The organism is Ramlibacter sp. (assembly GCF_029866045.1).
Lineage (GTDB): Bacteria > Pseudomonadota > Gammaproteobacteria > Burkholderiales > Burkholderiaceae_C > Ramlibacter.
The window spans coordinates 1-22,700 of record NZ_JARXAB010000042.1 but is presented as its reverse complement, the minus strand read 5'-3'; the positions used below and the strand labels follow the sequence as shown (position 1 = coordinate 22,700).

General features: G+C 63.5%; 32 protein-coding genes and 2 pseudogenes. 26 read left to right on the top strand and 8 right to left on the bottom strand.

Annotated features, from left to right (window positions below):
- The 13 genes and pseudogenes from tuf to QE494_RS04850 form a co-directional block, all read left to right on the top strand.
- Window positions 1-143: pseudogene (gene tuf / locus QE494_RS04910) on the top strand (elongation factor Tu); the annotation flags it as partial.
- A gap of 4 nt (window positions 144-147) precedes the next feature.
- The gene (gene rpsJ, locus QE494_RS04905) at window positions 148-459 is read left to right on the top strand and encodes a 30S ribosomal protein S10 (protein ID WP_145895499.1); all 312 of its coding nucleotides are present in this window, start codon (window positions 148-150) and stop codon (window positions 457-459) included.
- Between the two features lie 210 nt (window positions 460-669).
- Window positions 670-1,347 (top strand): 50S ribosomal protein L3, encoded by a 678-nt coding sequence (rplC, locus tag QE494_RS04900; RefSeq protein ID WP_300041789.1) that lies wholly within the window; start codon window positions 670-672, stop codon window positions 1,345-1,347.
- Window positions 1,347-1,967 (top strand): 50S ribosomal protein L4, encoded by a 621-nt coding sequence (rplD, locus tag QE494_RS04895; protein ID WP_300041788.1) that lies wholly within the window; start codon window positions 1,347-1,349, stop codon window positions 1,965-1,967. The genes rplC and rplD overlap by 1 nt, the downstream gene beginning before the upstream one ends.
- Window positions 1,964-2,299 carry a 50S ribosomal protein L23 gene (gene rplW / locus QE494_RS04890; protein WP_300041787.1) on the top strand — a complete coding sequence of 112 codons (336 nt, stop codon included), beginning with the start codon at window positions 1,964-1,966 and terminating at the stop codon, window positions 2,297-2,299. The genes rplD and rplW overlap by 4 nt, the downstream gene beginning before the upstream one ends.
- A gap of 3 nt (window positions 2,300-2,302) precedes the next feature.
- Window positions 2,303-3,127: a 50S ribosomal protein L2 gene (gene rplB, locus QE494_RS04885; protein ID WP_300041786.1), complete on the top strand. Its 825-nt coding sequence runs from the start codon at window positions 2,303-2,305 to the stop codon at window positions 3,125-3,127.
- A 10-nt stretch (window positions 3,128-3,137) separates the two neighbouring features.
- Window positions 3,138-3,416, top strand: coding sequence for a 30S ribosomal protein S19 (rpsS, locus tag QE494_RS04880; RefSeq protein ID WP_300041785.1), 279 nt, complete (start codon window positions 3,138-3,140; stop codon window positions 3,414-3,416).
- A gap of 9 nt (window positions 3,417-3,425) precedes the next feature.
- Window positions 3,426-3,755 (top strand): 50S ribosomal protein L22, encoded by a 330-nt coding sequence (gene rplV, locus QE494_RS04875; RefSeq protein WP_300041784.1) that lies wholly within the window; start codon window positions 3,426-3,428, stop codon window positions 3,753-3,755.
- A gap of 16 nt (window positions 3,756-3,771) precedes the next feature.
- Complete coding sequence (gene rpsC / locus QE494_RS04870) at window positions 3,772-4,680, top strand: 30S ribosomal protein S3 (protein WP_300041783.1); 909 nt, start codon at window positions 3,772-3,774, stop codon at window positions 4,678-4,680.
- Window positions 4,681-4,683: 3 nt separating this feature from the next.
- Window positions 4,684-5,100, top strand: coding sequence for a 50S ribosomal protein L16 (gene rplP / locus QE494_RS04865; RefSeq protein WP_300041782.1), 417 nt, complete (start codon window positions 4,684-4,686; stop codon window positions 5,098-5,100).
- A 14-nt stretch (window positions 5,101-5,114) separates the two neighbouring features.
- The gene (rpmC, locus tag QE494_RS04860; RefSeq protein ID WP_300041781.1) at window positions 5,115-5,315 is read left to right on the top strand and encodes a 50S ribosomal protein L29; all 201 of its coding nucleotides are present in this window, start codon (window positions 5,115-5,117) and stop codon (window positions 5,313-5,315) included.
- Window positions 5,316-5,324: 9 nt separating this feature from the next.
- Complete coding sequence (gene rpsQ, locus QE494_RS04855; protein ID WP_300041780.1) at window positions 5,325-5,594, top strand: 30S ribosomal protein S17; 270 nt, start codon at window positions 5,325-5,327, stop codon at window positions 5,592-5,594.
- Between the two features lie 109 nt (window positions 5,595-5,703).
- Window positions 5,704-6,210, top strand: coding sequence for a peroxiredoxin (locus QE494_RS04850; RefSeq protein ID WP_300041779.1), 507 nt, complete (start codon window positions 5,704-5,706; stop codon window positions 6,208-6,210).
- 45 nt (window positions 6,211-6,255) lie between these two features.
- Here QE494_RS04850 and QE494_RS04845 read toward each other — a convergent pair whose 3' ends face one another.
- On the bottom strand, window positions 6,256-6,729 hold the full coding sequence (locus QE494_RS04845; RefSeq protein ID WP_300041791.1) for a GNAT family N-acetyltransferase: 474 nt from the start codon (window positions 6,727-6,729) through the stop codon (window positions 6,256-6,258).
- Window positions 6,730-6,797: 68 nt separating this feature from the next.
- On the bottom strand, window positions 6,798-7,490 hold the full coding sequence (locus tag QE494_RS04840) for a cytochrome b/b6 domain-containing protein (protein ID WP_300041778.1): 693 nt from the start codon (window positions 7,488-7,490) through the stop codon (window positions 6,798-6,800).
- Window positions 7,491-7,626: 136 nt separating this feature from the next.
- On the opposite strand from QE494_RS04840, the gene QE494_RS04835 reads away from it, so the two are divergent.
- The gene (locus tag QE494_RS04835) at window positions 7,627-8,082 is read left to right on the top strand and encodes a cytochrome c (protein WP_300041777.1); all 456 of its coding nucleotides are present in this window, start codon (window positions 7,627-7,629) and stop codon (window positions 8,080-8,082) included.
- 65 nt (window positions 8,083-8,147) lie between these two features.
- Here QE494_RS04835 and QE494_RS04830 read toward each other — a convergent pair whose 3' ends face one another.
- Window positions 8,148-8,648, bottom strand: a complete 501-nt coding sequence (locus tag QE494_RS04830) for a TlpA disulfide reductase family protein (RefSeq protein ID WP_300041776.1) — start codon at window positions 8,646-8,648, stop codon at window positions 8,148-8,150.
- Window positions 8,649-8,739: 91 nt separating this feature from the next.
- On the bottom strand, window positions 8,740-9,999 hold the full coding sequence (locus tag QE494_RS04825; protein ID WP_300041775.1) for a CaiB/BaiF CoA-transferase family protein: 1,260 nt from the start codon (window positions 9,997-9,999) through the stop codon (window positions 8,740-8,742).
- 79 nt (window positions 10,000-10,078) lie between these two features.
- Between QE494_RS04825 and QE494_RS04820 the strand changes: the two genes are divergently transcribed.
- The 3 genes from QE494_RS04820 to ptsP are packed head-to-tail and all read left to right on the top strand — an operon-like array spanning window position 10,079 to window position 12,552.
- Window positions 10,079-10,537 carry a PTS sugar transporter subunit IIA gene (locus tag QE494_RS04820; protein WP_300041774.1) on the top strand — a complete coding sequence of 153 codons (459 nt, stop codon included), beginning with the start codon at window positions 10,079-10,081 and terminating at the stop codon, window positions 10,535-10,537.
- Window positions 10,506-10,775: an HPr family phosphocarrier protein gene (locus QE494_RS04815; protein WP_300041773.1), complete on the top strand. Its 270-nt coding sequence runs from the start codon at window positions 10,506-10,508 to the stop codon at window positions 10,773-10,775. Before QE494_RS04820 ends, QE494_RS04815 begins: the two co-directional genes overlap by 32 nt.
- A gap of 4 nt (window positions 10,776-10,779) precedes the next feature.
- Window positions 10,780-12,552 (top strand): phosphoenolpyruvate--protein phosphotransferase, encoded by a 1,773-nt coding sequence (ptsP, locus tag QE494_RS04810; protein ID WP_300041772.1) that lies wholly within the window; start codon window positions 10,780-10,782, stop codon window positions 12,550-12,552.
- A gap of 72 nt (window positions 12,553-12,624) precedes the next feature.
- Here the strand turns inward: ptsP and QE494_RS04805 are convergent, their stop codons facing one another.
- From QE494_RS04805 to QE494_RS04790, 4 genes are all read right to left on the bottom strand, one after another.
- The gene (locus QE494_RS04805; RefSeq protein WP_300041771.1) at window positions 12,625-13,449 is read right to left on the bottom strand and encodes a DMT family transporter; all 825 of its coding nucleotides are present in this window, start codon (window positions 13,447-13,449) and stop codon (window positions 12,625-12,627) included.
- Window positions 13,450-13,530: 81 nt separating this feature from the next.
- Entirely contained in the window at window positions 13,531-14,514 is a 984-nt protein-coding gene (gene lipA, locus QE494_RS04800) for a lipoyl synthase (RefSeq protein ID WP_300041769.1), read from the bottom strand.
- An 11-nt stretch (window positions 14,515-14,525) separates the two neighbouring features.
- Window positions 14,526-15,194, bottom strand: coding sequence for a lipoyl(octanoyl) transferase LipB (gene lipB, locus QE494_RS04795; protein WP_300041790.1), 669 nt, complete (start codon window positions 15,192-15,194; stop codon window positions 14,526-14,528).
- 29 nt (window positions 15,195-15,223) lie between these two features.
- A complete protein-coding gene (locus QE494_RS04790) occupies window positions 15,224-15,529 on the bottom strand; it encodes a YbeD family protein (protein WP_300041768.1) in 306 nt (101 codons plus the stop codon).
- Between the two features lie 240 nt (window positions 15,530-15,769).
- On the opposite strand from QE494_RS04790, the gene QE494_RS04785 reads away from it, so the two are divergent.
- The 9 genes and pseudogenes from QE494_RS04785 to QE494_RS04745 all read left to right on the top strand — a co-directional run.
- A complete protein-coding gene (locus tag QE494_RS04785; protein WP_300041767.1) occupies window positions 15,770-16,270 on the top strand; it encodes an ATP synthase subunit I in 501 nt (166 codons plus the stop codon).
- A 22-nt stretch (window positions 16,271-16,292) separates the two neighbouring features.
- On the top strand, window positions 16,293-17,150 hold the full coding sequence (atpB, locus tag QE494_RS04780; RefSeq protein ID WP_300041766.1) for a F0F1 ATP synthase subunit A: 858 nt from the start codon (window positions 16,293-16,295) through the stop codon (window positions 17,148-17,150).
- Window positions 17,151-17,205: 55 nt separating this feature from the next.
- Complete coding sequence (gene atpE, locus QE494_RS04775) at window positions 17,206-17,472, top strand: F0F1 ATP synthase subunit C (RefSeq protein ID WP_299766926.1); 267 nt, start codon at window positions 17,206-17,208, stop codon at window positions 17,470-17,472.
- A gap of 74 nt (window positions 17,473-17,546) precedes the next feature.
- Complete coding sequence (locus QE494_RS04770; RefSeq protein ID WP_300041765.1) at window positions 17,547-18,017, top strand: F0F1 ATP synthase subunit B; 471 nt, start codon at window positions 17,547-17,549, stop codon at window positions 18,015-18,017.
- An 11-nt stretch (window positions 18,018-18,028) separates the two neighbouring features.
- On the top strand, window positions 18,029-18,559 hold the full coding sequence (locus QE494_RS04765) for a F0F1 ATP synthase subunit delta (protein WP_300041764.1): 531 nt from the start codon (window positions 18,029-18,031) through the stop codon (window positions 18,557-18,559).
- A gap of 45 nt (window positions 18,560-18,604) precedes the next feature.
- Window positions 18,605-20,158, top strand: a complete 1,554-nt coding sequence (gene atpA / locus QE494_RS04760; RefSeq protein ID WP_300041763.1) for a F0F1 ATP synthase subunit alpha — start codon at window positions 18,605-18,607, stop codon at window positions 20,156-20,158.
- Window positions 20,159-20,175: 17 nt separating this feature from the next.
- Entirely contained in the window at window positions 20,176-21,042 is an 867-nt protein-coding gene (gene atpG / locus QE494_RS04755; RefSeq protein ID WP_300041762.1) for a F0F1 ATP synthase subunit gamma, read from the top strand.
- A 17-nt stretch (window positions 21,043-21,059) separates the two neighbouring features.
- Window positions 21,060-22,493 carry a F0F1 ATP synthase subunit beta gene (gene atpD / locus QE494_RS04750; protein ID WP_300041761.1) on the top strand — a complete coding sequence of 478 codons (1,434 nt, stop codon included), beginning with the start codon at window positions 21,060-21,062 and terminating at the stop codon, window positions 22,491-22,493.
- Between the two features lie 3 nt (window positions 22,494-22,496).
- Window positions 22,497-22,700, top strand: a pseudogene (locus QE494_RS04745) (F0F1 ATP synthase subunit epsilon); the annotation flags it as partial.

Below are 22,700 nucleotides of genomic sequence, written 5' to 3'. Positions count from 1 at the left end.
AAGAGATGGTGATGCCTGGCGACAACGTGTCGATCACTGTGAAGCTGATCGCCCCGATTGCCATGGAAGAAGGCCTGCGCTTTGCCATCCGCGAAGGTGGCAAGACCGTCGGCTCGGGCGTCGTCGCCAAGATCATGGAGTAATCGAATGGCCCAGCAGAAAATCCGCATCCGCCTCAAGGCCTTCGATTACAAGTTGATCGACCAGTCCGCCGCTGAGATTGTTGATACCGCCAAGCGCACCGGCGCGATCGTGAAGGGCCCCGTGCCCCTGCCGACCCGCATGAAGCGCTTCGACATCCTGCGTTCGCCGCACGTCAACAAGTCCTCCCGTGACCAGTTCGAAATCCGTACCCACCAGCGCCTGATGGACATCGTCGATCCGACCGACAAGACCGTTGACGCTCTGATGAAGCTCGACCTCCCGGCCGGCGTAGACGTCGAAATTAAGCTGCAGTAATACCAAGGGCGTCACATCTGCGCCATCTCGCGGCGCAGACTCGCAAAGTCTTGCGGGCCGCTCGTGGCGCGGGTTATAATTTTTGGCTCGGCTCCTGAAGGGGCTGAGCTTTTATCAACCTTCTTTCGCCGTCTCGCGCTTTTTTGAGAAGCGAGACGTCAAACGCAGAAGCCAATTGAAGCGGCTGCGGCGATTGCAACGGAGTACAACATGAGTCAAAGCAACTCCCTCGGGTTGCTGGGCCGCAAGGTTGGCATGATGCGTCTCTTCAACGATGATGGGGACGCAGTGCCTGTCACGGTGGTGGATGTGTCCAACAACCGCGTGTCCCAGGTCAAGACCGACGAGAACGACGGCTATGTGGCCCTTCAGGTCACATTCGGTGCGCGCAAGGCTTCGCGCGTGACCAAGCCGCAAGCAGGTCACCTCGCCAAGGCAGGCGTCCAGGCCGGCGAGATCACCCAGGAATTTCGTGTCACCGCTGAGGCGGCTGCCAAGTACGCCGCAGGCACCACGCTGCCCGTGACGGACCTGTTTGCCGTTGGCCAGAAGGTCGATGTGCAGGGCACTTCGATCGGTAAGGGCTTCGCGGGCACCATCAAGCGCCACAACTTCTCGTCTCAGCGCGCCTCCCACGGTAACAGCCGTTCCCACAACGTCCCAGGCTCCATCTCGATGGCCCAGGACCCGGGCCGCGTGTTCCCGGGCAAGAAAATGTCGGGCCACCTCGGTGACGTCACCAAGACCATCCAAAACCTGGATGTCATTCGTATCGACGAAGCGCGTCAACTGCTGCTGATCCGGGGCGCCGTCCCTGGCGCCAAAGGCGGCTTCGTCACCGTTCGCCCGGCCGTCAAGGCCAAGGCGGCAGACAAGGGAGCGAAGTAATGCAACTCGAACTCCTGAACGAGCAGGGCCAAGCCGCCTCCAAAGTGGACGCGCCTGAGACCGTGTTCGGCCGCGAATACAACGAAGACCTGGTCCACCAGATCGTCGTCGCTTACCAAGCCAACGCGCGTCTGGGTACCCGTGCCCAGAAAGACCGTGAGCAGGTCAAGCACTCCACCAAGAAGCCGTTCAAGCAAAAGGGCACGGGCCGCGCTCGTGCCGGTATGACCTCCTCGCCGCTGTGGCGCGGAGGCGGCCGTACCTTCCCGAACAGCCCGGACGAGAACTTCACCCAAAAGGTCAACAAGAAGATGTACCGCGCCGGCATGGCGTCCATCTTCTCCCAGTTGGCCCGTGAAGGCCGCTTGGCTGTGGTCGAGTCCCTCAAGGTGGACTCGCCCAAGACCAAGGCGCTGGCCGCCAAGTTCAAGGCCATGAACCTCGACAACGTCCTTGTCATCGCCGAGGAAGTGGACGAGAACCTGTACCTGGCCTCTCGCAACCTGGTCAACATCCTGGTTGTCGAGCCCCGTTACGCCGACCCGCTGTCGCTGGTGCACTACAAGAAGGTGCTGGTCACCAAGGGTGCCATGGACCAGCTCAAGGAGATGTTCGCATGAGCCGTGTGAACCCTACCCCCGCCGAACGCAAGTTCGATGAAGGCCGTCTGATGCAGGTGCTCATCGCCCCCATCGTCTCCGAAAAGGCGACGCAGGTGGCCGACAAGTCCAATGCCGTGACGTTCAAGGTCCTGCAGGACGCCACCAAGCCCGAGATCAAGGCCGCTGTTGAACTCATGTTCAAGGTCCAGGTCAAGGGCGTCTCTGTGGTCAACACCAAGGGCAAGACCAAGCGCTTCGGCCGCTCGGTGGGCCGCCGCGACAACATTCGCAAGGCCTACGTGATGCTGCAGCCCGGTCAAGAGCTCAATTTCTCCGGGGAGGCTGCGTAAACCATGGCAGTCATCAAGATGAAACCGACCTCGCCCGGCCAGCGTGCCGTGGTCAAGGTCACGCGTGACCACCTGTTCAAGGGTGAGCCCTACGCGCCCCTGCTGGAACCCCAGCACCAGAAGTCCGGCCGCAACAACAACGGCCACATCACCGTTCGCCACAAGGGCGGTGGTCATAAGCACCATTACCGTGTGGTCGACTTCCGCCGTGACAAGGATGGCATTCCCGCCAAGGTGGAGCGTGTCGAGTACGACCCGAACCGTACGGCCCACATCGCTCTGGTGTGTTACGCCGACGGCGAGCGTCGCTACATCATTGCCCCGCGTGGCCTGGAAGTCGGTGCAACCCTGCTGTCCGGTTCGGAAGCCCCGATCCGCGCTGGCAACACCCTGCCGATTCGCAACATTCCGGTGGGTTCGACCATCCACTGCATCGAGCTGCAGCCCGGCAAGGGCGCCCAGATCGCTCGTTCGGCTGGCGCCTCTGCCACCCTGCTGGCGCGCGAAGGCACTTATGCCCAGGTTCGCATGCGCTCGGGTGAGGTTCGCAAGATCCACATCGAGTGCCGCGCCACCATCGGCGAAGTTGCCAACGAAGAGCACAGCCTCCGCCAATTGGGCAAGGCCGGTGTGAAGCGTCACATGGGCATCCGCCCGACTGTCCGTGGTACCGCCATGAACCCGATCGACCACCCGCACGGTGGTGGTGAGGGCCGCACTGGTGAAGGCCGCGTGCCGGTGGATCCGTGGGGCAACCTGACCAAGGGTTACCGTACCCGTAACAACAAGCGCACGCAGGTCATGATCGTGTCGCGTCGCAAGAAGTAAGGGGTAGCCAATGACTCGTTCTCTCAAGAAGGGCCCGTTCGTCGACCATCACTTGCTGGCCAAGGTCGACAAGGCCGTCACCAACAAGGACAAGAAGCCGATCAAGACCTGGTCGCGCCGCTCGATGATCCTGCCTGAGTTCATCGGCCTGACGATTGCCGTCCACAACGGCAAACAGCATGTGCCGGTCTATGTCACCGACCAGATGGTGGGACACAAGCTAGGCGAATTCGCTCTGACCCGTACGTTCAAGGGTCACCCCGCAGACAAAAAAGTCCAGAAGAAGTAAGGAATGACCATGGAAACACGTGCAGTCCTCCGGGGCGTCCGTCTGTCGGTCGACAAAGGCCGTCTGGTCGCTGATCTGATCCGCGGCAAGAAGGTGGATCAGGCCCTCGACATCCTGAACTTCACCCAGAAGAAAGCCGCTGGCATCGTCAAGAAGGTGCTCGAGTCCGCGATTGCGAACGCCGAGCACAACGACGGCGCCGACATTGACGAACTGAAGGTCAAAACCATCTACGTCGAGCAAGGCGCCACCCTCAAGCGCTTCACCGCGCGCGCCAAGGGCCGCGGCAACCGTATCAGCAAGCCCACGTGCCATGTGTACGTGACGGTTGGCAACTGAAAGGCCTGGGAAGAACATGGGACAAAAAATCCACCCGACTGGCTTCCGTCTTTCGGTGAGCCGCAACTGGTCCAGCCGCTGGTACGCGAGCAATCGCAACTTCGCGGGCATGCTGGCCGAAGACATCAAGGTGCGTGAGTACCTGAAGGCCAAGCTGAAGAATGCCGCCGTCTCGCGCATCCTGATCGAGCGCCCTGCCAAGAACGCCCGTATCACCATCTTCTCGGCGCGTCCGGGCGTGGTGATCGGCAAGAAGGGCGAAGACATCGAGAACCTGAAAAAGGAACTCGCTTCTCGCCTGGGCGTACCCGTCGCGGTCAACATCGAGGAAGTGCGCAAGCCCGAAGTCGATGCCCAACTGATCGCCGACAGCATCACCCAGCAGCTCGAGAAGCGCATCATGTTCCGCCGTGCGATGAAGCGCGCCATGCAGAACGCGATGCGCCTGGGCGCACAGGGCATCAAGATCATGTCCTCAGGCCGGCTCAACGGCATCGAAATCGCACGTTGCGAGTGGTACCGCGAAGGTCGCGTGCCGCTCCATACCTTGCGTGCCGACATCGACTACGGCTTCTCCGAAGCCAAGACCACCTACGGCGTTATCGGCGTCAAGGTGTGGGTCTACAAGGGCGACACCCTGGGCCGCAGCGATGCGCCCTCGCTGGACAGCACCCCCCGCCCCGAGGGCGAGGAGCGTCGCGGTCCGCGTGGTCCGCGCCGTGATGGCCAGCGCCCGGGTCCGGGTGGCGATCGTCGTGGCGCCCCGCGCCGCACCACCGGCGCCGGCAATGTGGCCCCCACGGATGGCACCGACAAGCCGCAAGAAGCAACCGCAGGTGCTGATGCACCGAAACCTGCCGTTAAGCGCGTGGCCCGCAAGGTCGCCGCGCCGGCTGCCCCGGCAGCTGACGGCAAAGGAGAGTAAACCATGCTGCAACCCGCTCGCCGCAAATACCGCAAAGAGCAGAAGGGCCGTAACACCGGCATCGCCACCCGAGGCAACTCGGTGGCGTTCGGTGACTTCGGTCTGAAGTCCACGGATCGTGGCCGTCTGACGGCCCGCCAGATCGAGGCCGCGCGTCGCGCGATCTCCCGTCACGTCAAGCGTGGCGGTCGCATCTGGATCCGCGTGTTCCCCGACAAGCCGATCTCCCAAAAGCCCGCCGAAGTGCGTATGGGTAACGGTAAGGGCAACCCGGAGTACTACGTCGCCGAAATCCAACCGGGCAAGGTGCTCTACGAGATCGTCGGTGTGCCCGAGGAGCTCGCTCGCGAGGCGTTCAGATTGGCGGCTGCCAAGCTGCCTCTGCGCACCACCTTCGTCAGCCGTATGCTCGGCGCTTGATTCAGGAGAACACCATGAATGCTGCTGAACTGCGCCAAAAAGACGTTGCCGGCCTCGAGGCCGAGGTCAAAGATCTGCAAAAAGCCCACTTCGGGCTGCGTATGCAGAAGGCCACGCAACAACTCAATAACACCGCCACGCTGCGCCTCACGCGCCGTGACATTGCGCGCGCCAAGACCGTCCTGGCTCAGAAGCGCGCCGAGTCTGCCAAATAAGGAGTGACCATGACGGAAGCCAAAACCTCCCTCAAGCGCACCCTGATCGGCAAAGTGGTGAGCGACAAGCGCGCTAAGACGGTCACCGTCTTGGTTGAACGACGCGTCAAGCACGAGCTCTATGGCAAGATCGTTGCCAAGTCGAGCAAGTACCACGCACACGACGAAAAGGGTGAGTACCACCTCGGCGATGTCATCGAGATCACCGAGAGCCGCCCGATTTCGAAGACCAAGAACTGGGTCGCAACCCGGCTGGTCGAAAAGGCCGTGGAAGTCTGATTTCCCTGCGCCTGCGCACCTTGGAAAAACGGCCCACAATGGGCCGTTTTTCTTTTGGCTAGTTTCTTTTTCTGCCCCTCGCGGGGCGCCAACCCTTAGGAGCACAACCATGATCAAAGTCGGAGATACCCTTCCCAGCGCCACCCTCTACGAATACTCCGAGGTCGAGGGCAATGGCTGCAGCATCGGCCCCAACCCGGTCGAAGTGGCCAAGGCCACGGCTGGCAAAACCATCGCTTTGTTCGCCCTGCCGGGCGCGTTCACCCCGACCTGCTCTGCCAAGCATGTGCCTGGCTATGTCGAAAAGTTCGAAGAGCTTAAGAAGGCCGGTGTGGACGAGATTTGGTGCCTCAGCGTGAACGACGCCTTCGTCATGGGCGCTTGGGCACGCGAGCAAAAGACCGCGGGCAAGGTTCGTATGCTGGGTGACGGCGCCGCCGATTTTGCCAAGGCCGCTGGTCTGACCCTCGACCTCAGCGCGCGCGGCATGGGCGTGCGCAGCAATCGCTATTCGATGTTGGTAAAAGACGGTAAGGTGGCCACTCTTAACGTCGAAGGCCCGGGCAAATTCGAGGTCAGCGACGCGCAGACGATGCTCGCGCAGGCCAAGGCTTGATTCCCCGTGCCGCAGGCAAATTCGCCTGCGCGCAGAGGCCGCTTCTTAGAGGTCGGCCTTGAGGTAATGAGCGCCTGCGATCGGGTTGTGATAGTAAGGCGGTATCTCGGTGAAGCCGAGGTCTTCGTAGAGCGCCCTGGCTGCTTCCATGTCGCTCAGGGTGTCTAGCAACACGCAGGCGTAGCCCGCTTGACGGGCGGCGTCCAAAATAGCTTCGGCCAGCGAGCGTCCTAGGCCGAAGCCGCGGAAGGGGCGCCGAACGTACAGGCGCTTGATCTCGGCTGCGCTGGCATAGTCGGAGGCGTCCAGGGGTCTGAGCGCGCAACAACCTGCCAGCACGCCGTCCACGTAGGCCAGCAAGAGGGCGCCGCGTGGCGGTTCGTAGGCGCCAGGTAGGTCAGCGATCTCTTGGTCAAAGTCCTGGAAGTCCAGCGGGATGCCCAGGCTTTGCGCGTACTCAAGGAAGATTTCGCGCACGAGCGCCACGCCGGCAGTGTCGCCGGCGCTGATGGAGCGGATCTCGTGGGCGGTTGAAGGGTCCAAGGCAGAGCGTTGAAGTCGCGTCGGGTCAGTGTAGCGTGCGACCCTCAGCCAGCTTGCAGGACCAGCCAGCCGACGGCACCTGCGGCCAGCGCTCCCAGAACAAGACCCCACAGCCGCAACGGCCCGTCATCGCGGGACGCTCTGGCGGGCTGCGTCAGAACCTTGTCCCCGTGAACCATGGGCGCCACTAGGTTTTGTTTGCGTACCCACAGGTAGTAGAGCACGGCCGCCACATGCAGGGCGACCAGCACCAGAACTAGCAGCTTGCCGAGGTGCTTGTGCCATTCGGTTGCCGCCAGTCCGGTGGCAGTGCTCACCAATTGGTTGAGGGGGCCGACGAAGGCGATCTCGTCGTCGGCTAGGAGGCCGGTCCCGACCTGCAAAGCAAGTACCGCGAGCAGTGCGAGGGTGGCCAGCGCGCCCACCGGCGAGTGGCCGACGTGATCATCGGGTTGGGGGGCTCCGCGTAGGTAGGCGCGTAGGCGGGCGGGGGTCGGGCGCAGCCGAGAAAAACGGGACCAGTAGCCACCGACAAACCCCCAGACTAGCCGGAAGAGCAGCAGTGCGAGCGCCGTGTAGCCAAAGCGCGCATGCCACTCAACCGGAACCCCGGGAATCTGGGCGCAGGCCACCGCACCGACGACGGCCACGGCCAGGCCCCAGTGAAAGAGGCGCAGCGGCAGGTCCCACACCCGGACTCGGTGGGTTGGGGGGGCTTCAGCGGTGGACTGAGACATGGGTGTATTCCTTCTTCTTGTCCGGACGAGCCGGGTATCTGCTACAAACCATTTAGCTTTAACAGGCTATTGCATTTTGCCGATTCGCGCCGCCCATGCCCCTAGGGGGTGGCGTTTCACTGAGGGAGATCAAATCATGACGCTGTTCCGTACCCTGGCGCTCGCCGTGGCCGCCTTCACCCTGTCCCTGCCCTCGTTGGCCCAGCCGACGTTCGCAAAGCCCGAGGATGCGGTGAACTACCGCCAAGGCGCGCTCAAGAAGATGAAGTCGCATTTCGATCGTCTGGGGGCTATGGCCTCCGGCCGCGCGCCCTTCGATTCCAAGGTCGCCGTTGAAAATGCCGAGGAGTTCGTCGCCCAGGCCCGCCTACCCTGGGCAGGCTTCGTGCCCGGCACCGAGAAGCTTTCTAACAAGGCCCGCCCCGAAATCTGGACCGAGCAGGTCAAGTTCAAGGACAGCTCGGAAAAACTGCAGGCCGAGGCGGCCAAGCTCTTGGTAGCGGCCAAGACCAACAACCTCGACAACCTCAAGGCGGCGTTTGGCTCTACGGCTGCCAGCTGCAAGGCCTGCCACGACTCCTTCCGCAACTGAGGCAGGTTGTATGCCTATTTGAAAGCCTGGCGCTGCCGGGCTTTCAGTGGGTTCTCCGAGTGGCTTCAGGCCTCGGCCAGCAGCTTCTCGATCAGCAGATGTAGCTCGTCAAAGTCCGGCGTGCCCACGTAGCGCTTGACGATCTGCCCGCGCTTGTTCACCAGGTAAGTCGTGGGCGTGAGTCGCACGTCGCCCCAGGCCTTGGCCACCTCGCCGGTGTTGTCGATGGCGACCTGGAAGGGCAGCTTGCGCGTCTGCGTGAAGTTCACCACATAGGCCGGCGGGTCGTAGCTCATGGCGACTGCCAAGGTCTGGTAGCCGCGGCTCTGGTACTTTTGGTGGGTGGCCACCATTTCCGGCATCTCGGCCACGCAACTGGCGCAACTGGTCGCCCAGAAATTGACCAGGGTGACCTGTCCGCGCAGGTCCCCGGTGGTCTTCTTGCTGCCGTCAAGCAGGACAAAGGTCGAGGCCGGCGCACGGTCGCTGGGACCCGAGAGATAAATCACGGCGGCGCCAATCGCCAGCAGGGCGATCGCGATCAGACTCCAGGCGCGTTTTGTCATGGGTATTTGAGCTGACTCAGGAGGCGTGAAGTATGCACCGCCCCAGCGCCCGAAGCAGGCCGGTCGGTCTATTCCCGTATGGTGCCGCCCGTTAGATGATGTCCTGCTGTCGCAGGGCTTCGATCTGCTCGCTAGGCAGACCCAGCACCTCGGCCAGCACCTGCTCGGTGTGCTGACCCAGCTGCGGGGGCGGCATGTCGTGCCTGACCGGGGTACCGCTCATCTTCAGCGGGCTGGCCACCAGGCGAAGGCCTGCGTGGTGGGGGTGTGCCCATTCATCGACCATGTCCCTGGCCTGAACATGCGGGTCTGCGAATACCTCGGCCAGATCGTTGATGGCGCCGCAGGGGACCTTGGCCGCCTCCAACGCCGAGAGCCACTGGGCTTTGCCACGGGTTTTCATCACGATCTCCAGGAGCGGCACCAGGGTCTCGCGGTGGCGTACCCGGTCAGCATTGCGGGCGAAGCGCGGATCCGTCGCCAGCTCGGGCTGGCCAGCCAGATCGCAAAAGCGGGCGAACTGACTGTCATTGCCCACCGCCAGGATGACATGGTCGGGTTGGCCGTCTGGTCGCCGGGCGACCTCGAACACCTGGTAGGGCACGATGTTCTGGTGGGCGTTGCCGGCCCGTCGCGGCACTTGGCCGCTGACGAGGTAGTTGGCGCCCAGATTGGCCAGCACTGCAACCTGGGTGTCCAGGAGTGCCATGTCCAGATGCTGGCCCTGGCCCGTGCGTTCGGCATGGCGCAGCGCGGCCAGAATGCCGACAGTGGCGTACATCCCGGTAAACAGGTCAGCGACCGCAATACCGACTTTTTGTGGCCCACCGGCCAGGGGCTCGCCCAGTGCGTCGACCTGGCCGTCACGCTCCCCGGTCACGCTCATGAGGCCGCCCATGCCCTGGACGGCGTAGTCGTACCCTGCGCGCTCACGGTAGGGGCCGGTTTGCCCGAAGCCGGTGATGCTGCAGTAAACCAAGCTCGGGTTCACCTCGCGCAGGGATGCATAGTCCAGCCCGTAGCGCGCCATGTCTCCAACCTTGAAGTTTTCGACGAACACATCACAGTGGCGCACCAGGTCGCGCACCAGGGCCTGGCCCCCTGGTGAGGCGATGTCGCAGGTAACCGAGCGCTTGTTGCGGTTGGTAGCGAGGAAGTAGGCCGACTCGGCCGTGTCCCGGCCGTCGGCGTCCTGCAGGAAGGGCGGGCCCCAGCCCCGGGTGTCATCGCCCTGGCCGGGGCGCTCGATCTTGATGACATCCGCACCCAGGTCGGCCAGGGTCTGAGTGCACCAGGGCCCTGCCAACACGCGGGACAGGTCGAGGATGCGGATGCCGTTCAGTGAATTCATGCGGGGATTCTGGGTCACCTCTGCGGTCTCAGCCGATAGGGAAAGCCCCGGCCGCGCCCCGGGGACATAATGCCGATCGATGAACGGCGTTCTGATCATCTGTCACGCCCCCCTGGCGCACGCGATGCGTCAGTGCGCCTTGCATGTGTTTCCCGATTGCGGCGCCACCGTGGCCGCGGTCGATGTGCAGCCCAACCTGTCACCGGAGGAAACGCTGGCGACTGCCCGCATTGCCCTGCAGCAGCTTATGGACGTCCCCCAAGTCCGAACAGCGCTGGTGCTCACCGACCTCTTCGGTGCCACGCCCAGCAACGTCGCCCAGAAGCTCGTCGACGGCGTCAACACCCGGCTGGTCACAGGCGTCAATCTGCCCATGATTTTGCGGGCAGTGAGTTACCGCCATGAGCCTCTCGATGCCTTGGTTGCGCGAGCTGTGAGTGGTGGAACCCAGGGCGTGATGCAGGTGGCCATTACCGCGCCCCAAAACCAAAAGCGCATCCAGCACCATGATCCAGACACCCATTTCCATCAGCAATAGGCTCGGCCTGCACGCGCGTGCCTCGGCCAAGCTCACCAAGCTGGCGGGCTCCTTCCCTTGCGAGATCTGGCTCTCGCGCGGGGAGCGCCGTGTCAACGCCAAGAGCATCATGGGCGTCATGATGCTGGCCGCTGGCCTGGGGACCGAGGTGGTTCTTGAAACCAGCGGCGAGCAGGAGCGCGAGGCCATGGACGCCCTGGTCGCGCTCATTCAGGACAAGTTCGGCGAAGGGGAATGAGCCGGTGACTTTCGCCATCCACGGCCTCCCTGTTGCCCGCGGCATCGCGATCGGCCGTGCCGTCCTGATGGCTGGCCGGGTGGACGTGGCCCATTACTTCATCGATCCGATGCAGGTCGAGGCCGAAATCGCCCGACTGCGGCAAGGCCGCGATGCAGTGATCGATGAGTTGCACCGCCTGCAGCAGACCATCGGCAACATGGGCCCCAAGGAGGCGCCACACGAGCTCTCCGCCCTGTTGGATGTGCACCTGATGCTGTTGCAGGACCAGGAGTTGGTCTCTGGCGTGAAGCACTGGATCACCGAGCGTCTCTACAACGCAGAATGGGCGCTGACCACCCAGCTCGAGGCGCTCTCACGCCAATTCGACGAGATGGAGGACGAGTACCTGCGCGAGCGCAAGTCCGACCTCGAACAGGTGGCCGAGCGCGTTCTGCGGCATATGAAAGGCGTGGCTTCGCCGGTCCCGCAGCCAGCGCTGGGCACGCGCCGCGGCCAGGCGTCCCGGCAGCAGGACTTGCAGTTGGACGGCACCACGGATGTGCCGCTGATCCTGATCGCCCATGACCTTTCACCTGCGGACATGTTGCAGTTTAAGCAGAGCGTGTTCGCTGGCTTCGTGACCGACGTGGGCGGCAAGACCTCGCATACCGCCATCGTCGCCCGCAGCATGGACATTCCCGCCGTGGTGGGGGCGCGCAGCGCCAGCCACCTCGTACGCCAGGACGACTGGGTCATCATCGATGGCGATGCTGGCGTGATGATCGTCGACCCCTCGCCGATCATCCTCGCCGAATACGGATTCAAGCAGCGCCAGGCCGAACTCGAGCGGGGGCGGCTGGCCCGCCTCACGCACACCCCCGCCGTCACGCTTGACGGCGAACGGATCGACCTGCTGGCCAACATCGAGTTGCCCGAGGACGCAGCTGGCGCTTTGGCCGCCGGCGCGGTTGGTGTGGGCCTGTTCCGCTCCGAGTTCCTCTTCATGGGCCGCCAGGGCAAGCTGCCCGACGAGGAAGAGCAATACCAGGCCTACAAGCGGGCGGTCGAGGGCATGCAGGGGATGCCGGTCACCATCCGCACCATTGACGTGGGCGCCGACAAGCCGCTGGACGACACCCGCCGCGACGAGGGACACCTCAACCCAGCCCTGGGCTTGCGCGCCATTCGGTGGAGCCTGGCCGAGCCGTCCATGTTCCTCACCCAGCTGCGGGCCATCCTGCGGGCGGCGGCCCACGGGAAGGTCAACCTGCTGATTCCCATGCTGGCCCATGCCAGCGAGATTCGGCAGACGCTCGCTTTGGTCGACTTTGCTCGCGCTGAGTTGGACAATCGTGGTACCGCCTACGGCCCTGTGGCCCTGGGCGCGATGATCGAGATTCCGGCGGCCGCCCTGATCCTTCCGACCTTCCTCAAGTACTTTGATTTCCTTTCCATCGGCACCAACGACCTGATCCAGTACACCCTGGCCATCGACCGTGCCGACGAGTCGGTCGCCCACCTGTATGACCCCTGCCATCCGGCAGTGCTGCGTCTGGTGGCCGATACCATTGCTGCTTGCCGAGCCCAGGGCAAACCGGTCAGCGTTTGCGGCGAGATGGCCGGCGACGTGGCCTACACCCGGCTCTTGCTGGGGCTGGGTCTGCGCAGTTTCTCCATGCACCCGGCCCAGGTGCTGGCGGTTAAGCAGGAAGTGCTGCGGGCCGATACCGCCCGGCTCAAGCCCTGGGTGGTCCAGGTGCTGGCCGCCGAGGACCCGGCCAAGTTTCTCGAATAAGTTTGGCGTGTGGCGCCTCACGGCTCCGCGCGCCCCTCGTTCGCGCCGTATCCGCCCTGGCGGACCCTTTCCTCAGCGTGCCCGTGTGCCGATCACGGCAGCGCCGATGATCAGGACCGCAGCCAGCGTGATTTTGGACGTGAGCGGCCGCCCACTCACTATGAGCAACAGCAGGGTCGATGCCAGCGGTGTGAGGTAGCTCAGGATGCCGATCTGTCGGGCATCACCCAGCTTGAGCGCCTTGTCCCAAAGGAAAAAGGCAGCGCCTAGCGGCCCCAATCCCATGACCGTGATGAGGGCCCAGTCGTGGCCAGACAACTTGGTGGCGGGCTCGAGCAGCCAGTGGCAGGCCAGCGCGAGCAGGCCCGACAGCAAGCCGAACAGGCCGATGGCCGCAGTCGGAAAGGGCGGTACGCGGCGCGTCCACAAGGAATAGCTCGACCACGAAAAGGCCGCGCCCAGCGCTAGGAGGTAGCCCCAGGACCAGACGCCCTGAGCCTCGGCGCCGACCCCCAGGATGGCCACCGCCGCGCCGGCGAAGCCCGCCAGGGCCGAGGCCAGGTGCACCGGGCGCAGGCGGGTTCCGGGCAGGATCAGCGGTGCCATCACCACGATCAGCAAGGGCCAGAGGTAGTTGACCAGGTTGGCCTCCACTGGCGGCGCCAGGCGCAAGGCGAGGAAGAGCAGGAAGTGGTAGCCAAACAGGCCGTAGAGGCCGAGGGCCAGGGTGCGTGGCGGAACCTTCCACTGCCGAACCAGTGGCCAGGCGGGGACGCTGCCGATCACCAGTGCCAGGCCGGTCAGTAGGAAGGGCGGCAGATGGGACAGGCTCAGGCCCAGGGAGGCCAGCGATGCCCACAGCGCAATCGCGCCCAGGGCATAGAGGAGTGGATGCATCCTCGAAGGTCGCGCGAGTCAGCCGCCAGCGGCGGTGCTGGCCCCCGCGGCTACGGGTGCGCTCTCGTGCATACCCACGGTTTAGGCCACACCAGCGGCGTGCGCCTGCTGATCTGCGTGGTAGCTCGAGCGCACCATCGCGCCCACTGCGGCGTGGGTAAAGCCCATCTTGTAGGCCTCTTCCTCGAACATCTTGAAGGTGTCTGGGTGCACATAGCGCCGCACCGGCAGGTGCGACGTGGAGGGCGCCAGATACTGCCCGACCGTGAGCATGTCGATGTCGTGCGCCCGCATATCGCGCATCACCTGCAGGATTTCCTCGTCGGTCTCGCCCAGGCCGACCATCAGGCCGCTCTTGGTGGGCACCTCGGGGAAGAGCGCCTTGAACTTCTTGAGCAGGTTCAGGCTGAACGCGTAGTCGGAGCCGGGTCGGGCCTCCTTGTACAGGCGCTGGACGGTCTCCATGTTGTGGTTCATCACATCGGGAGGAGCAGCCTGGAGAATGTTCAGAGCGCGGTCGTCGCGGCCGCGAAAATCAGGCACCAGGATCTCGATGGTGGTCGACGGCGAGAGCTCCCGTGTCTTGCGGATGCAGTCGACGAAATGCTGGCTGCCACCGTCGCGCAAGTCATCGCGGTCCACGCTGGTGATGACGACGTACTTCAGTTGCAGGCGGGCGATGGTGCGCGCCAAGTTGTCTGGCTCGTTCACGTCCAAGGGGTCAGGGCGTCCATGGCCGACATCGCAAAAGGGGCAGCGCCGCGTGCACTTGTCGCCCATGATCATGAAGGTCGCCGTACCCTTGCCGAAGCATTCGCCGATGTTGGGGCAGGAGGCCTCCTCGCAGACCGTGTTGAGCTTGTTCTCCCGCAGGATCTGCTTGATCTCGTAGAAGCGCGTCGAGGGGGAGCCGGCCTTGACGCGTATCCACTCGGGCTTTTTCAGCACCTCTGCACGCTCGACCTTGACCGGAATGCGCGAGAGCTTGGCCGCAGCCTTTTGCTTGGCCGAAGGGTTGTAGCTGTCCAAGCCTTGGGCTTCGCGGACGATCGGAGTGGAGCTCATGGTGTGTGCTTTCAGGCGGGGAGCAGCGCCTCGAGCTTGCGGCCCAGCACCACCGCCGCCTCGTTCCAGGTGGTCGACACGCCAATTGTAGAAAGGTCGACCGTTTCCAGCCCCGCATAGCCGCAGGGGTTGATACGGGAGAAGGGCTCAAGGTCCATGTTCACGTTGAGCGCCACACCGTGGTAAGTCCGATGCCGGCTGACCTTGATGCCCAGTGCCGCGATCTTGGCCAAGCCGGCAAATGGATCCTGGCCTGGCGCCGTCTCGGGCAGACGCTGGTGGCTGCCAGGGTCCTGTGGGCGCACATAAATGCCCGGTGCGCCGCGCACCCGCAGGCCGGTCACGCCGAAATCGGCCAGGGTCCGTATCACCGCCTCCTCCAGCCGGTGCACATATTCCTTCACGAAGTAGCCGGCGCGTTGCAGGTCCAGCAGCGGGTAGGCCACCACCTGTCCAGGCCCGTGGTAGGTCACCTGGCCGCCGCGGTTGGTGGCTACCACCGGGATGTTGCCAGGCGCCAGCAGGTGGCTGGCCTGCCCCGCCAGCCCCAGGGTGAACACTGGCGGATGCTCGCAGAGCCAGAGCTGGTCAGGGGTGTCGGGGCTGCGCGCAGTGGTGAAGTCCTGCATGGCCTGATAGGTCGGCAGGTAGTCGAGCTGACCGTGGACCAGCACCTGCATCCCCGGCAGCGATGGCCCTTGCATCGCGCTCAGAGGACCACCTTGACCATCGGGTGGCCGCTGAGCGCCCGGTACAAGTCGTCGAGCTGATGCCGGCTGGTTGCCATGATCGTGAGCGTGATGCCCCGGTACTTGCCCGTACTGCTGTCACGCAGTTCCACGCTGGCCGGATTGAAGGCGGGGTCAAAGCGCAGGACGATGGCGGTGATCGCCTCGACAAACCCGTCGGCTCTGTGTCCCATCACCTTGATGGGGAATTGGCAGGGGTAGTCGATCAACGAGTCGGCGTTCGACGCGCGAGACGCTGGGGTAGCGGAAGAATCGGGGCGGCTCATGTGGACGTGCTGGCGTGCTGGCGGCGCATCATCGCGCCGAGTCGATTGTGGCCGCTACGCGCGAGAGCGGCCCGTCGGCAAAATGAATACCTTTGGCGTGCATGCGTGCGCGCTCCCATCCCCCAGCCCATGTCGGGATATCCACAAACGCGTCAGCGACCGGGTTTCCCCTCATATAATCGATGAGTTTGCTGAAATGTAGGTCAGCGTTTGTGGATGTCTCGGCAAGGGCAGTATCGAATGACACATCAAGCCCCTTCCCACCAGACGCCGCAGGACGAGCCGCCCTTCAAGCCGCTCAGTGCCGAGGAGGCGCAACGCTTGCGCGATAAGCACCCCTCGGTGTCCCCTTGGCGTGTTGTCGTGTGGCAGGTGGCAGTGGGGCTGTTTGTGGCCTTGGTTGCCTGGGCTGTGACGGGTCGGCAGAGCGTCGGTTGGTCCGCCGGTTACGGCGCGCTGGTGGTGGTGGTGCCCGCCGTGATTTTTGCGAGGGGTCTCACCGGGCGGTTTTCCTCGCTCAACGCAGGGACGGCAACTGTCGGCTTCATGGCCTGGGAGATGGTCAAGATAGCGGTCTCCATTGCCCTGTTGGCAGTGGCGCCGAAGTGGGTGTCTGCGCTGAGCTGGCCGGCTTTGCTGGTCGGAATGGTGCTGACGATGAAGGTGTACTGGGTGGCGTTGGCTTTCAAGCCGGCGCCGCGTCAAACGGTTGAATGGGCCGACCCGGATGCGGGTCGCTGAACAGAGAGTCAAGTAAGACAAGATGGCTGCTGAACACGGACCTACCGCAGGTGAATACATCGTTCACCACCTGACCCACCTTCAGAACCACAAGCCGACGGCGGTGGTTGACTTCACCGTCTTCAACTTTGACTCTATCTTCTGGTCCATCACCCTCGGTGTGGTGGGCTGCTGGTTGCTCTGGCTGGCCGCTCGCAAGGCGACCTCTGGCGTTCCCGGCCGATTCCAGGCGGCTGTCGAGGTCTTGGTCGACATGGTCGACTCGCAGGCCAAGGGCATCGTCCATAACGCGGAAAGCCGCAAGCTGGTCTCGCCCCTCGCACTGACCGTTTTTGTGTGGATCTTCCTGCTCAATGCCATGGACCTGCTCCCGGTCGATCTGCTCCCGCTGATCTTCGAGAAGATTTACGGTGCAGCCGGTCACGACCCCCATCACGCCTACATGCGTGTGGTGCCCACCGCCGACCTGTCGGTGACGATGGGGCTGTCGCTGGCCGTGCTTCTGGTTTGCCTGTTCTACAACGTGAAGATCAAGGGTTTCGGCGGCTGGATGCACGAACTGTTTACCGCGCCGTTCGGTAGCCACCCCGCGCTGTGGCCGTTCAACTTCCTGATGCAGATCATTGAGTTTGTCGCCAAGACCGTGTCGCACGGCATGCGACTGTTCGGCAACATGTACGCGGGCGAGCTGATTTTCTTGCTGATAGCCCTCATGGGTGGTGCCTGGTCGCTCTCGGCCACGGGCGTCGCACTGGCGGTCGGCCACATCATTGCTGGCTCGGCCTGGGCGATCTTCCACATTCTGATCATCACGCTGCAGGCCTTCGTGTTCATGATGTTGACCCTCGTCTATATCGGCCAAGCCCACGACGCGCATTGACGCATCTCCTCCCAGTTTCCCTTTCGTTTTTTTCTAACCAAGTCCCTTAGGAGCAATCATGGAAGTTATCAGCTTTGTCGCACTGGCCGCCGGCCTGATCATCGGTCTGGGTGCCGTCGGTGCCTGTATCGGTATCGGCATCATGGGCAGCAAGTACCTGGAAGCTGCTGCCCGCCAGCCCGAACTGATGAACGAACTGCAGACGAAGATGTTCCTGCTGGCCGGACTGATCGACGCCGCGTTCATTATCGGTACCGGTATCGCCCTGTGGTTCGCTACGGCTAACCCCTTCCTGGCCCAGATCGCCAACCTGCCGAAGTAATCCTGAGCCTTGCGCCCGTTACTCCACGTCACTGCCCGAGTGTCTAACAGACACCCCGGGCTGAAGGATGAAAAGTGAGCATCACCGGTACCCTCATCGTTCAGATGATCGTGTTCCTGATTTTGGTCGGGTTCACGATGAAATTCGTCTGGCCTCCGATCACCGCCGCCCTCGACGAGCGCGCCAAGAAGATCGCTGAAGGTCTTGCGGCCGCCGACAAGGCCAAGTCCGAGCTGAGCGCTGCCAATCAGCGCGTCGAAGCCGAGCTGTCCAAGTCGCGGACCGAGACCGCCGCACGCCTGGCTGATGCCGAGCGTCGTGCTCAGGCGATCATCGAGGAGGCCAAAGGCCGCGCCTCGGAAGAAGCCGCCAAGATCGTCGCCGCTGCGCGTGCTGAAGCCGAGCAACAGGTCGTCAAGGCCCGCGAAGCCCTGCGCGAGCAGGTGGCGGTTCTGGCCGTCAAGGGCGCCGAGCAGATCCTGCGCAAGGAAGTCAACGCCGGCGTTCACGCCGAGCTCCTGCGCGACCTGCAGGCCCAGCTGTAAAAGGCGCGCACATGGCCGAACTCGCCACCATCGCCCGTCCCTACGCGGAAGCTCTCTTCCAGGCGAGCCGGGCAGACCTGTCCGCCGCCTCCCAGTGGCTCGATGCACTGGGTGCCGTCGGTGCGGACGCGCAACTGCTTCAGTTTGCCGCCAATCCCAAGGTGTCCGACGCGCAGGTGTATGGCCTGGTCTCCCAGGTCGCCGGCGTGTCGCTGCCGGTGGCCGGCCAGAACTTCCTGCGTACCGTGGTCGAAAACGACCGCTTGTCGGCCCTCCCTGAAATCGCCTCCCAGTTTCGCGCACTCATGAACGCGCAAACCGGGACCAGCGACGCGGTGGTCTTCAGCGCCTTCCCCATTTCCGCCGACGACCTGAACACGGTGTCCGCTGCGCTCGAAAAGCGCTTCGGCCGCAAGCTCACCGTCGCCGTCCGGGAAGACACCTCCCTCATTGGCGGCATTCGCGTGGTGGTTGGCGATGAGGTGCTCGACACCTCCGTCAAGGCCCGTCTCGAGCAGATGAAGGTCGCGCTCACTGCCTAACTACGGCCTCGTGCCGCGCAGCAAACACAAGGAAAGGAAAGAGTCATGCAACTCAATCCCGCAGAGATTTCTGAACTGATCAAGAGCCGCATCGAAGGGCTGGCCGGCACTGCCGACATCCGTAACCAGGGCACCGTGGTCTCCGTGGCCGACGGTATCACCCGCGTTCACGGCCTGTCCGACGTGATGGCCGGTGAGATGCTGGAGTTCCCCGCCAACGCCAAGGGCGAGCCCACCTTCGGTCTGGCCCTGAACCTCGAGCGCGACTCTGTCGGCGCGGTGATTCTGGGCGAGTACGAGCACATCTCCGAAGGCGACACCGTCAAGTGCACGGGCCGCATTCTTGAAGTGCCTGTCGGCCCCGAGCTGATTGGCCGCGTAGTGAACGCCCTGGGCCAGCCGATCGACGGCAAAGGCCCGATCAACGCCAAGATGACCGACGTGATTGAGAAGGTCGCCCCGGGCGTGATCGCGCGTAAATCGGTGGACCAGCCGGTGCAAACCGGCCTCAAGTCGATCGACTCCATGGTGCCGATCGGTCGAGGCCAGCGCGAGCTGATCATCGGCGACCGCCAGACCGGCAAGACCGCCGTGGCGATCGACGCGATCATCAACCAGAAGGGTCAGAACCTGACCTGCATCTACGTCGCCATCGGCCAGAAGGCGTCGTCGATCAAGAACGTGGTGCGCTCCCTGGAGCAGGCCGGTGCGATGGACTACACCATCGTCGTCGCCGCCTCGGCCTCCGAGTCTGCCGCCATGCAGTACGTGTCGGCCTACTCTGGCTGCACCATGGGCGAGTACTTCCGCGACCGCGGCCAAGACGCCCTGATCATTTATGACGACCTGTCCAAGCAGGCTGTGGCTTACCGCCAAGTCTCCCTGCTGCTGCGCCGTCCCCCGGGCCGCGAAGCCTATCCCGGCGACGTGTTCTATCTCCACAGCCGCCTGCTCGAGCGCGCCGCCCGAGTGAATGCCGACTACGTCGAAGCCTTCACCAAAGGCGAAGTCAAGGGCAAGACCGGTTCGCTGACCGCCCTGCCGATCATTGAGACGCAGGCCGGCGACGTGTCTGCCTTCGTGCCGACCAACGTGATCTCGATCACCGACGGCCAGATCTTCCTGGAAACCAGCCTGTTCAACGCCGGTGTTCGCCCCGCCATCAACGCTGGCATCTCGGTGTCGCGCGTCGGTGGCGCTGCCCAGACCAAGCTGATCAAGTCGCTCTCCGGCGGTATTCGTACCGACCTGGCGCAGTACCGCGAGCTCGCGGCCTTCGCCCAGTTCGCCTCCGACTTGGACGAAGCCACCCGCAAGCAGCTTGACCGCGGCGCCCGTGTGACGGAGCTACTCAAGCAGGCTCAGTACCAGCCGCTGTCGATCAGCCTGATGGCTGCCTCGCTGTTTGCCGTGAACAAGGGCTACTTCGACGACCTCGAAGTCAAGCGCGTCCTGGCCTTCGAAGGCGGGCTGCACAGCTACCTCAAGGACAAGCATGCTGCCCTGCTGGCCAAGCTCGAGAACGACAAGGCCATGGACAAGGATGCCGAGGCTGAGTTGACCGCGGGCATCCAGGCGTTCAAGAAGACCTTCGCCTAAGCCGGACGGGACGCAACATGGCTGCTGGAAAAGAGATTCGCGGCAAGATCAAATCGGTGGAAAACACCAAGAAGATCACCAAGGCCATGGAAATGGTTGCCGCCTCCAAGATGCGCAAGGCGCAGGACCGCATGCGTGCGGCCCGGCCCTACGCTGAAAAGGTGCGCACCATCGCCGCCAACCTGGGCAAGGCCAACCCCGAGTACACGCACCCCTTCATGCAGGTGCACGAGTCCAAGTCGGTCGGCTTCATCGTCATCACCACCGACAAAGGCCTGTGCGGCGGCATGAACACCAACGTGCTGCGTGCGGTGACCAACAAGCTGCGCGAGCTGGGGTCTGCCGGTCACGGTGCCGAGGCGGTGGCCATCGGCAACAAGGGTTTGGGTTTTCTCAATCGCATGGGCGCCAAGGTGGTGTCGCACGCAACCCAACTGGGCGATACACCGCATCTCGAGCGCCTCATCGGCCCTGTCAAGGTGTTGCTGGACAAGTACGCTGCAGGCGAGCTCAAGGCCGTTCACCTCTGCTACACCAGGTTCATCAACACGATGAAGCAGGAGCCGGTGATCGAGCAGTTGCTGCCCCTGTCCTCCGAGGCGATGCAAGCCCAGTCCACCGGACCTGGCTGGGACTACATCTATGAGCCCGATGCCCAGACCGTGATCGACGAACTGCTGTTGCGGTACGTCGAGGCGCTGGTTTACCAGGCCGTTGCCGAGAACATGGCGTCCGAGCAATCGGCGCGCATGGTGGCAATGAAGTCCGCGACCGACAACGCCGGCAATGTGATTGCCGAACTCAAGCTGGTCTACAACAAGACGCGTCAAGCTGCGATCACGAAAGAACTTTCGGAGATCGTGGCGGGCGCCGCTGCCGTTTAAATTAGAAGGAGCAACAAATGGCTCAAGACAACTCGAAGGCGAACGCAAGCGTTCAGGGAAAGATCGTTCAATGTATCGGCGCCGTGGTCGACGTGGAGTTTCCGCGTGACCAGATGCCCAAGGTCTACGACGCCCTCAAGATGGACGGCACGGCCCTGACGCTCGAAGTCCAGCAGCAGCTGGGTGACGGCATCGTGCGCACCATTGCGCTGGGGTCGTCGGACGGCCTGCGCCGCGGCAATATGGTCTACAACACCGAAAAGCCGATCACGGTGCCGGTGGGCATGGCCACCCTGGGCCGCATCATGGACGTGCTGGGCAACCCGATTGACGAGCGTGGCCCTGTGGACGGCACCCTCTCGGCGTCCATCCACCGCAAAGCCCCCGCCTATGACGAGCTGTCTCCCTCGCAAGAACTGCTCGAGACCGGCATCAAGGTGATTGACCTGGTCTGCCCCTTCGCCAAAGGCGGCAAGGTGGGCCTGTTCGGCGGCGCCGGCGTGGGCAAGACCGTGAACATGATGGAGCTCATCAACAACATCGCCAAAGCCCACTCCGGTCTGTCGGTGTTTGCGGGTGTGGGCGAGCGTACCCGTGAGGGCAACGACTTCTATCACGAGATGGCCGACTCCGGCGTCGTGAAGCTCGACAACCTGGCCGAATCCAAAGTGGCCATGGTCTACGGCCAGATGAACGAGCCTCCGGGCAACCGTCTGCGCGTCGCCTTGACCGGCCTCACCATCGCCGAGTCCTTCCGTGACGAAGGCCGCGACGTGCTGTTCTTCGTGGACAACATCTACCGCTACACCTTGGCCGGTACCGAAGTGTCCGCACTGCTGGGCCGTATGCCTTCCGCCGTGGGCTACCAGCCGACGCTGGCCGAGGAAATGGGCCGCCTGCAAGAGCGCATCACCTCCACCAAGGTCGGTTCGATCACTTCGATCCAGGCCGTGTACGTGCCCGCGGACGACTTGACCGACCCGTCGCCTGCCACCACCTTCGCCCACCTGGACTCCACCGTGGTGCTGTCGCGTGACATCGCTGCCTTGGGTATCTACCCGGCCGTGGACCCGCTCGACTCCACCAGCCGCCAGCTCGACCCGCTGGTCGTTGGTGAAGAGCACTACAGCGTGGCCCGCGCGGTGCAGGGCACCCTGCAGCGCTACAAGGAACTGCGCGACATCATCGCGATTCTGGGCATGGACGAACTGGCGCCCGAGGACAAGCTGGCCGTGGCCCGCGCTCGCAAGATCCAGCGTTTCCTGTCCCAGCCCTTCCATGTGGCCGAAGTGTTCACCGGCTCGCCGGGCAAGTACGTGCCCCTGGCTGAGACGATTCGTGGCTTCAAGATGATCAGCAGCGGCGAGTGCGACCACCTGCCCGAGCAGGCCTTCTACATGGTCGGCACCATTGACGAGGCCTTCGAGAAGGCCAAGAAGATGGCGGCCTAAGCCATGGTCGACAGCACCCGCACCATGCGCGTGGACGTGGTCAGCGCCGAGGAGAGCATCTTCTCCGGTGAGGCCCGTTTCGTCGCGCTGCCCGGCGAGGCCGGTGAGCTGGGCATCTACCCACGGCACACGCCGCTGATCACGCGTATCCGCCCGGGCTCTGTGCGCATCGAAACCGCTGACGGTGGCGAGGAATTCGTCTTCGTC

Coding starts and splice junctions, on each gene's coding strand:
- rpsJ (WP_145895499.1), top strand. CDS start 148: ATGGCCCAGCAGAAAATCCGCATCCGCCTCAAGGCCTTCGATTACAAG.
- rplC (WP_300041789.1), top strand. CDS start 670: ATGAGTCAAAGCAACTCCCTCGGGTTGCTGGGCCGCAAGGTTGGCATG.
- rplD (WP_300041788.1), top strand. CDS start 1,347: ATGCAACTCGAACTCCTGAACGAGCAGGGCCAAGCCGCCTCCAAAGTG.
- rplW (WP_300041787.1), top strand. CDS start 1,964: ATGAGCCGTGTGAACCCTACCCCCGCCGAACGCAAGTTCGATGAAGGC.
- rplB (WP_300041786.1), top strand. CDS start 2,303: ATGGCAGTCATCAAGATGAAACCGACCTCGCCCGGCCAGCGTGCCGTG.
- rpsS (WP_300041785.1), top strand. CDS start 3,138: ATGACTCGTTCTCTCAAGAAGGGCCCGTTCGTCGACCATCACTTGCTG.
- rplV (WP_300041784.1), top strand. CDS start 3,426: ATGGAAACACGTGCAGTCCTCCGGGGCGTCCGTCTGTCGGTCGACAAA.
- rpsC (WP_300041783.1), top strand. CDS start 3,772: ATGGGACAAAAAATCCACCCGACTGGCTTCCGTCTTTCGGTGAGCCGC.
- rplP (WP_300041782.1), top strand. CDS start 4,684: ATGCTGCAACCCGCTCGCCGCAAATACCGCAAAGAGCAGAAGGGCCGT.
- rpmC (WP_300041781.1), top strand. CDS start 5,115: ATGAATGCTGCTGAACTGCGCCAAAAAGACGTTGCCGGCCTCGAGGCC.
- rpsQ (WP_300041780.1), top strand. CDS start 5,325: ATGACGGAAGCCAAAACCTCCCTCAAGCGCACCCTGATCGGCAAAGTG.
- QE494_RS04850 (WP_300041779.1), top strand. CDS start 5,704: ATGATCAAAGTCGGAGATACCCTTCCCAGCGCCACCCTCTACGAATAC.
- QE494_RS04840 (WP_300041778.1), bottom strand. CDS start 7,490: ATGTCTCAGTCCACCGCTGAAGCCCCCCCAACCCACCGAGTCCGGGTG.
- QE494_RS04835 (WP_300041777.1), top strand. CDS start 7,627: ATGACGCTGTTCCGTACCCTGGCGCTCGCCGTGGCCGCCTTCACCCTG.
- QE494_RS04830 (WP_300041776.1), bottom strand. CDS start 8,648: ATGACAAAACGCGCCTGGAGTCTGATCGCGATCGCCCTGCTGGCGATT.
- QE494_RS04825 (WP_300041775.1), bottom strand. CDS start 9,999: ATGAATTCACTGAACGGCATCCGCATCCTCGACCTGTCCCGCGTGTTG.
- QE494_RS04820 (WP_300041774.1), top strand. CDS start 10,079: ATGAACGGCGTTCTGATCATCTGTCACGCCCCCCTGGCGCACGCGATG.
- QE494_RS04815 (WP_300041773.1), top strand. CDS start 10,506: ATGATCCAGACACCCATTTCCATCAGCAATAGGCTCGGCCTGCACGCG.
- QE494_RS04805 (WP_300041771.1), bottom strand. CDS start 13,449: ATGCATCCACTCCTCTATGCCCTGGGCGCGATTGCGCTGTGGGCATCG.
- lipA (WP_300041769.1), bottom strand. CDS start 14,514: ATGAGCTCCACTCCGATCGTCCGCGAAGCCCAAGGCTTGGACAGCTAC.
- lipB (WP_300041790.1), bottom strand. CDS start 15,194: ATGCAGGTGCTGGTCCACGGTCAGCTCGACTACCTGCCGACCTATCAG.
- QE494_RS04790 (WP_300041768.1), bottom strand. CDS start 15,529: ATGAGCCGCCCCGATTCTTCCGCTACCCCAGCGTCTCGCGCGTCGAAC.
- QE494_RS04785 (WP_300041767.1), top strand. CDS start 15,770: ATGACACATCAAGCCCCTTCCCACCAGACGCCGCAGGACGAGCCGCCC.
- atpB (WP_300041766.1), top strand. CDS start 16,293: ATGGCTGCTGAACACGGACCTACCGCAGGTGAATACATCGTTCACCAC.
- QE494_RS04765 (WP_300041764.1), top strand. CDS start 18,029: ATGGCCGAACTCGCCACCATCGCCCGTCCCTACGCGGAAGCTCTCTTC.
- atpA (WP_300041763.1), top strand. CDS start 18,605: ATGCAACTCAATCCCGCAGAGATTTCTGAACTGATCAAGAGCCGCATC.
- atpG (WP_300041762.1), top strand. CDS start 20,176: ATGGCTGCTGGAAAAGAGATTCGCGGCAAGATCAAATCGGTGGAAAAC.
- atpD (WP_300041761.1), top strand. CDS start 21,060: ATGGCTCAAGACAACTCGAAGGCGAACGCAAGCGTTCAGGGAAAGATC.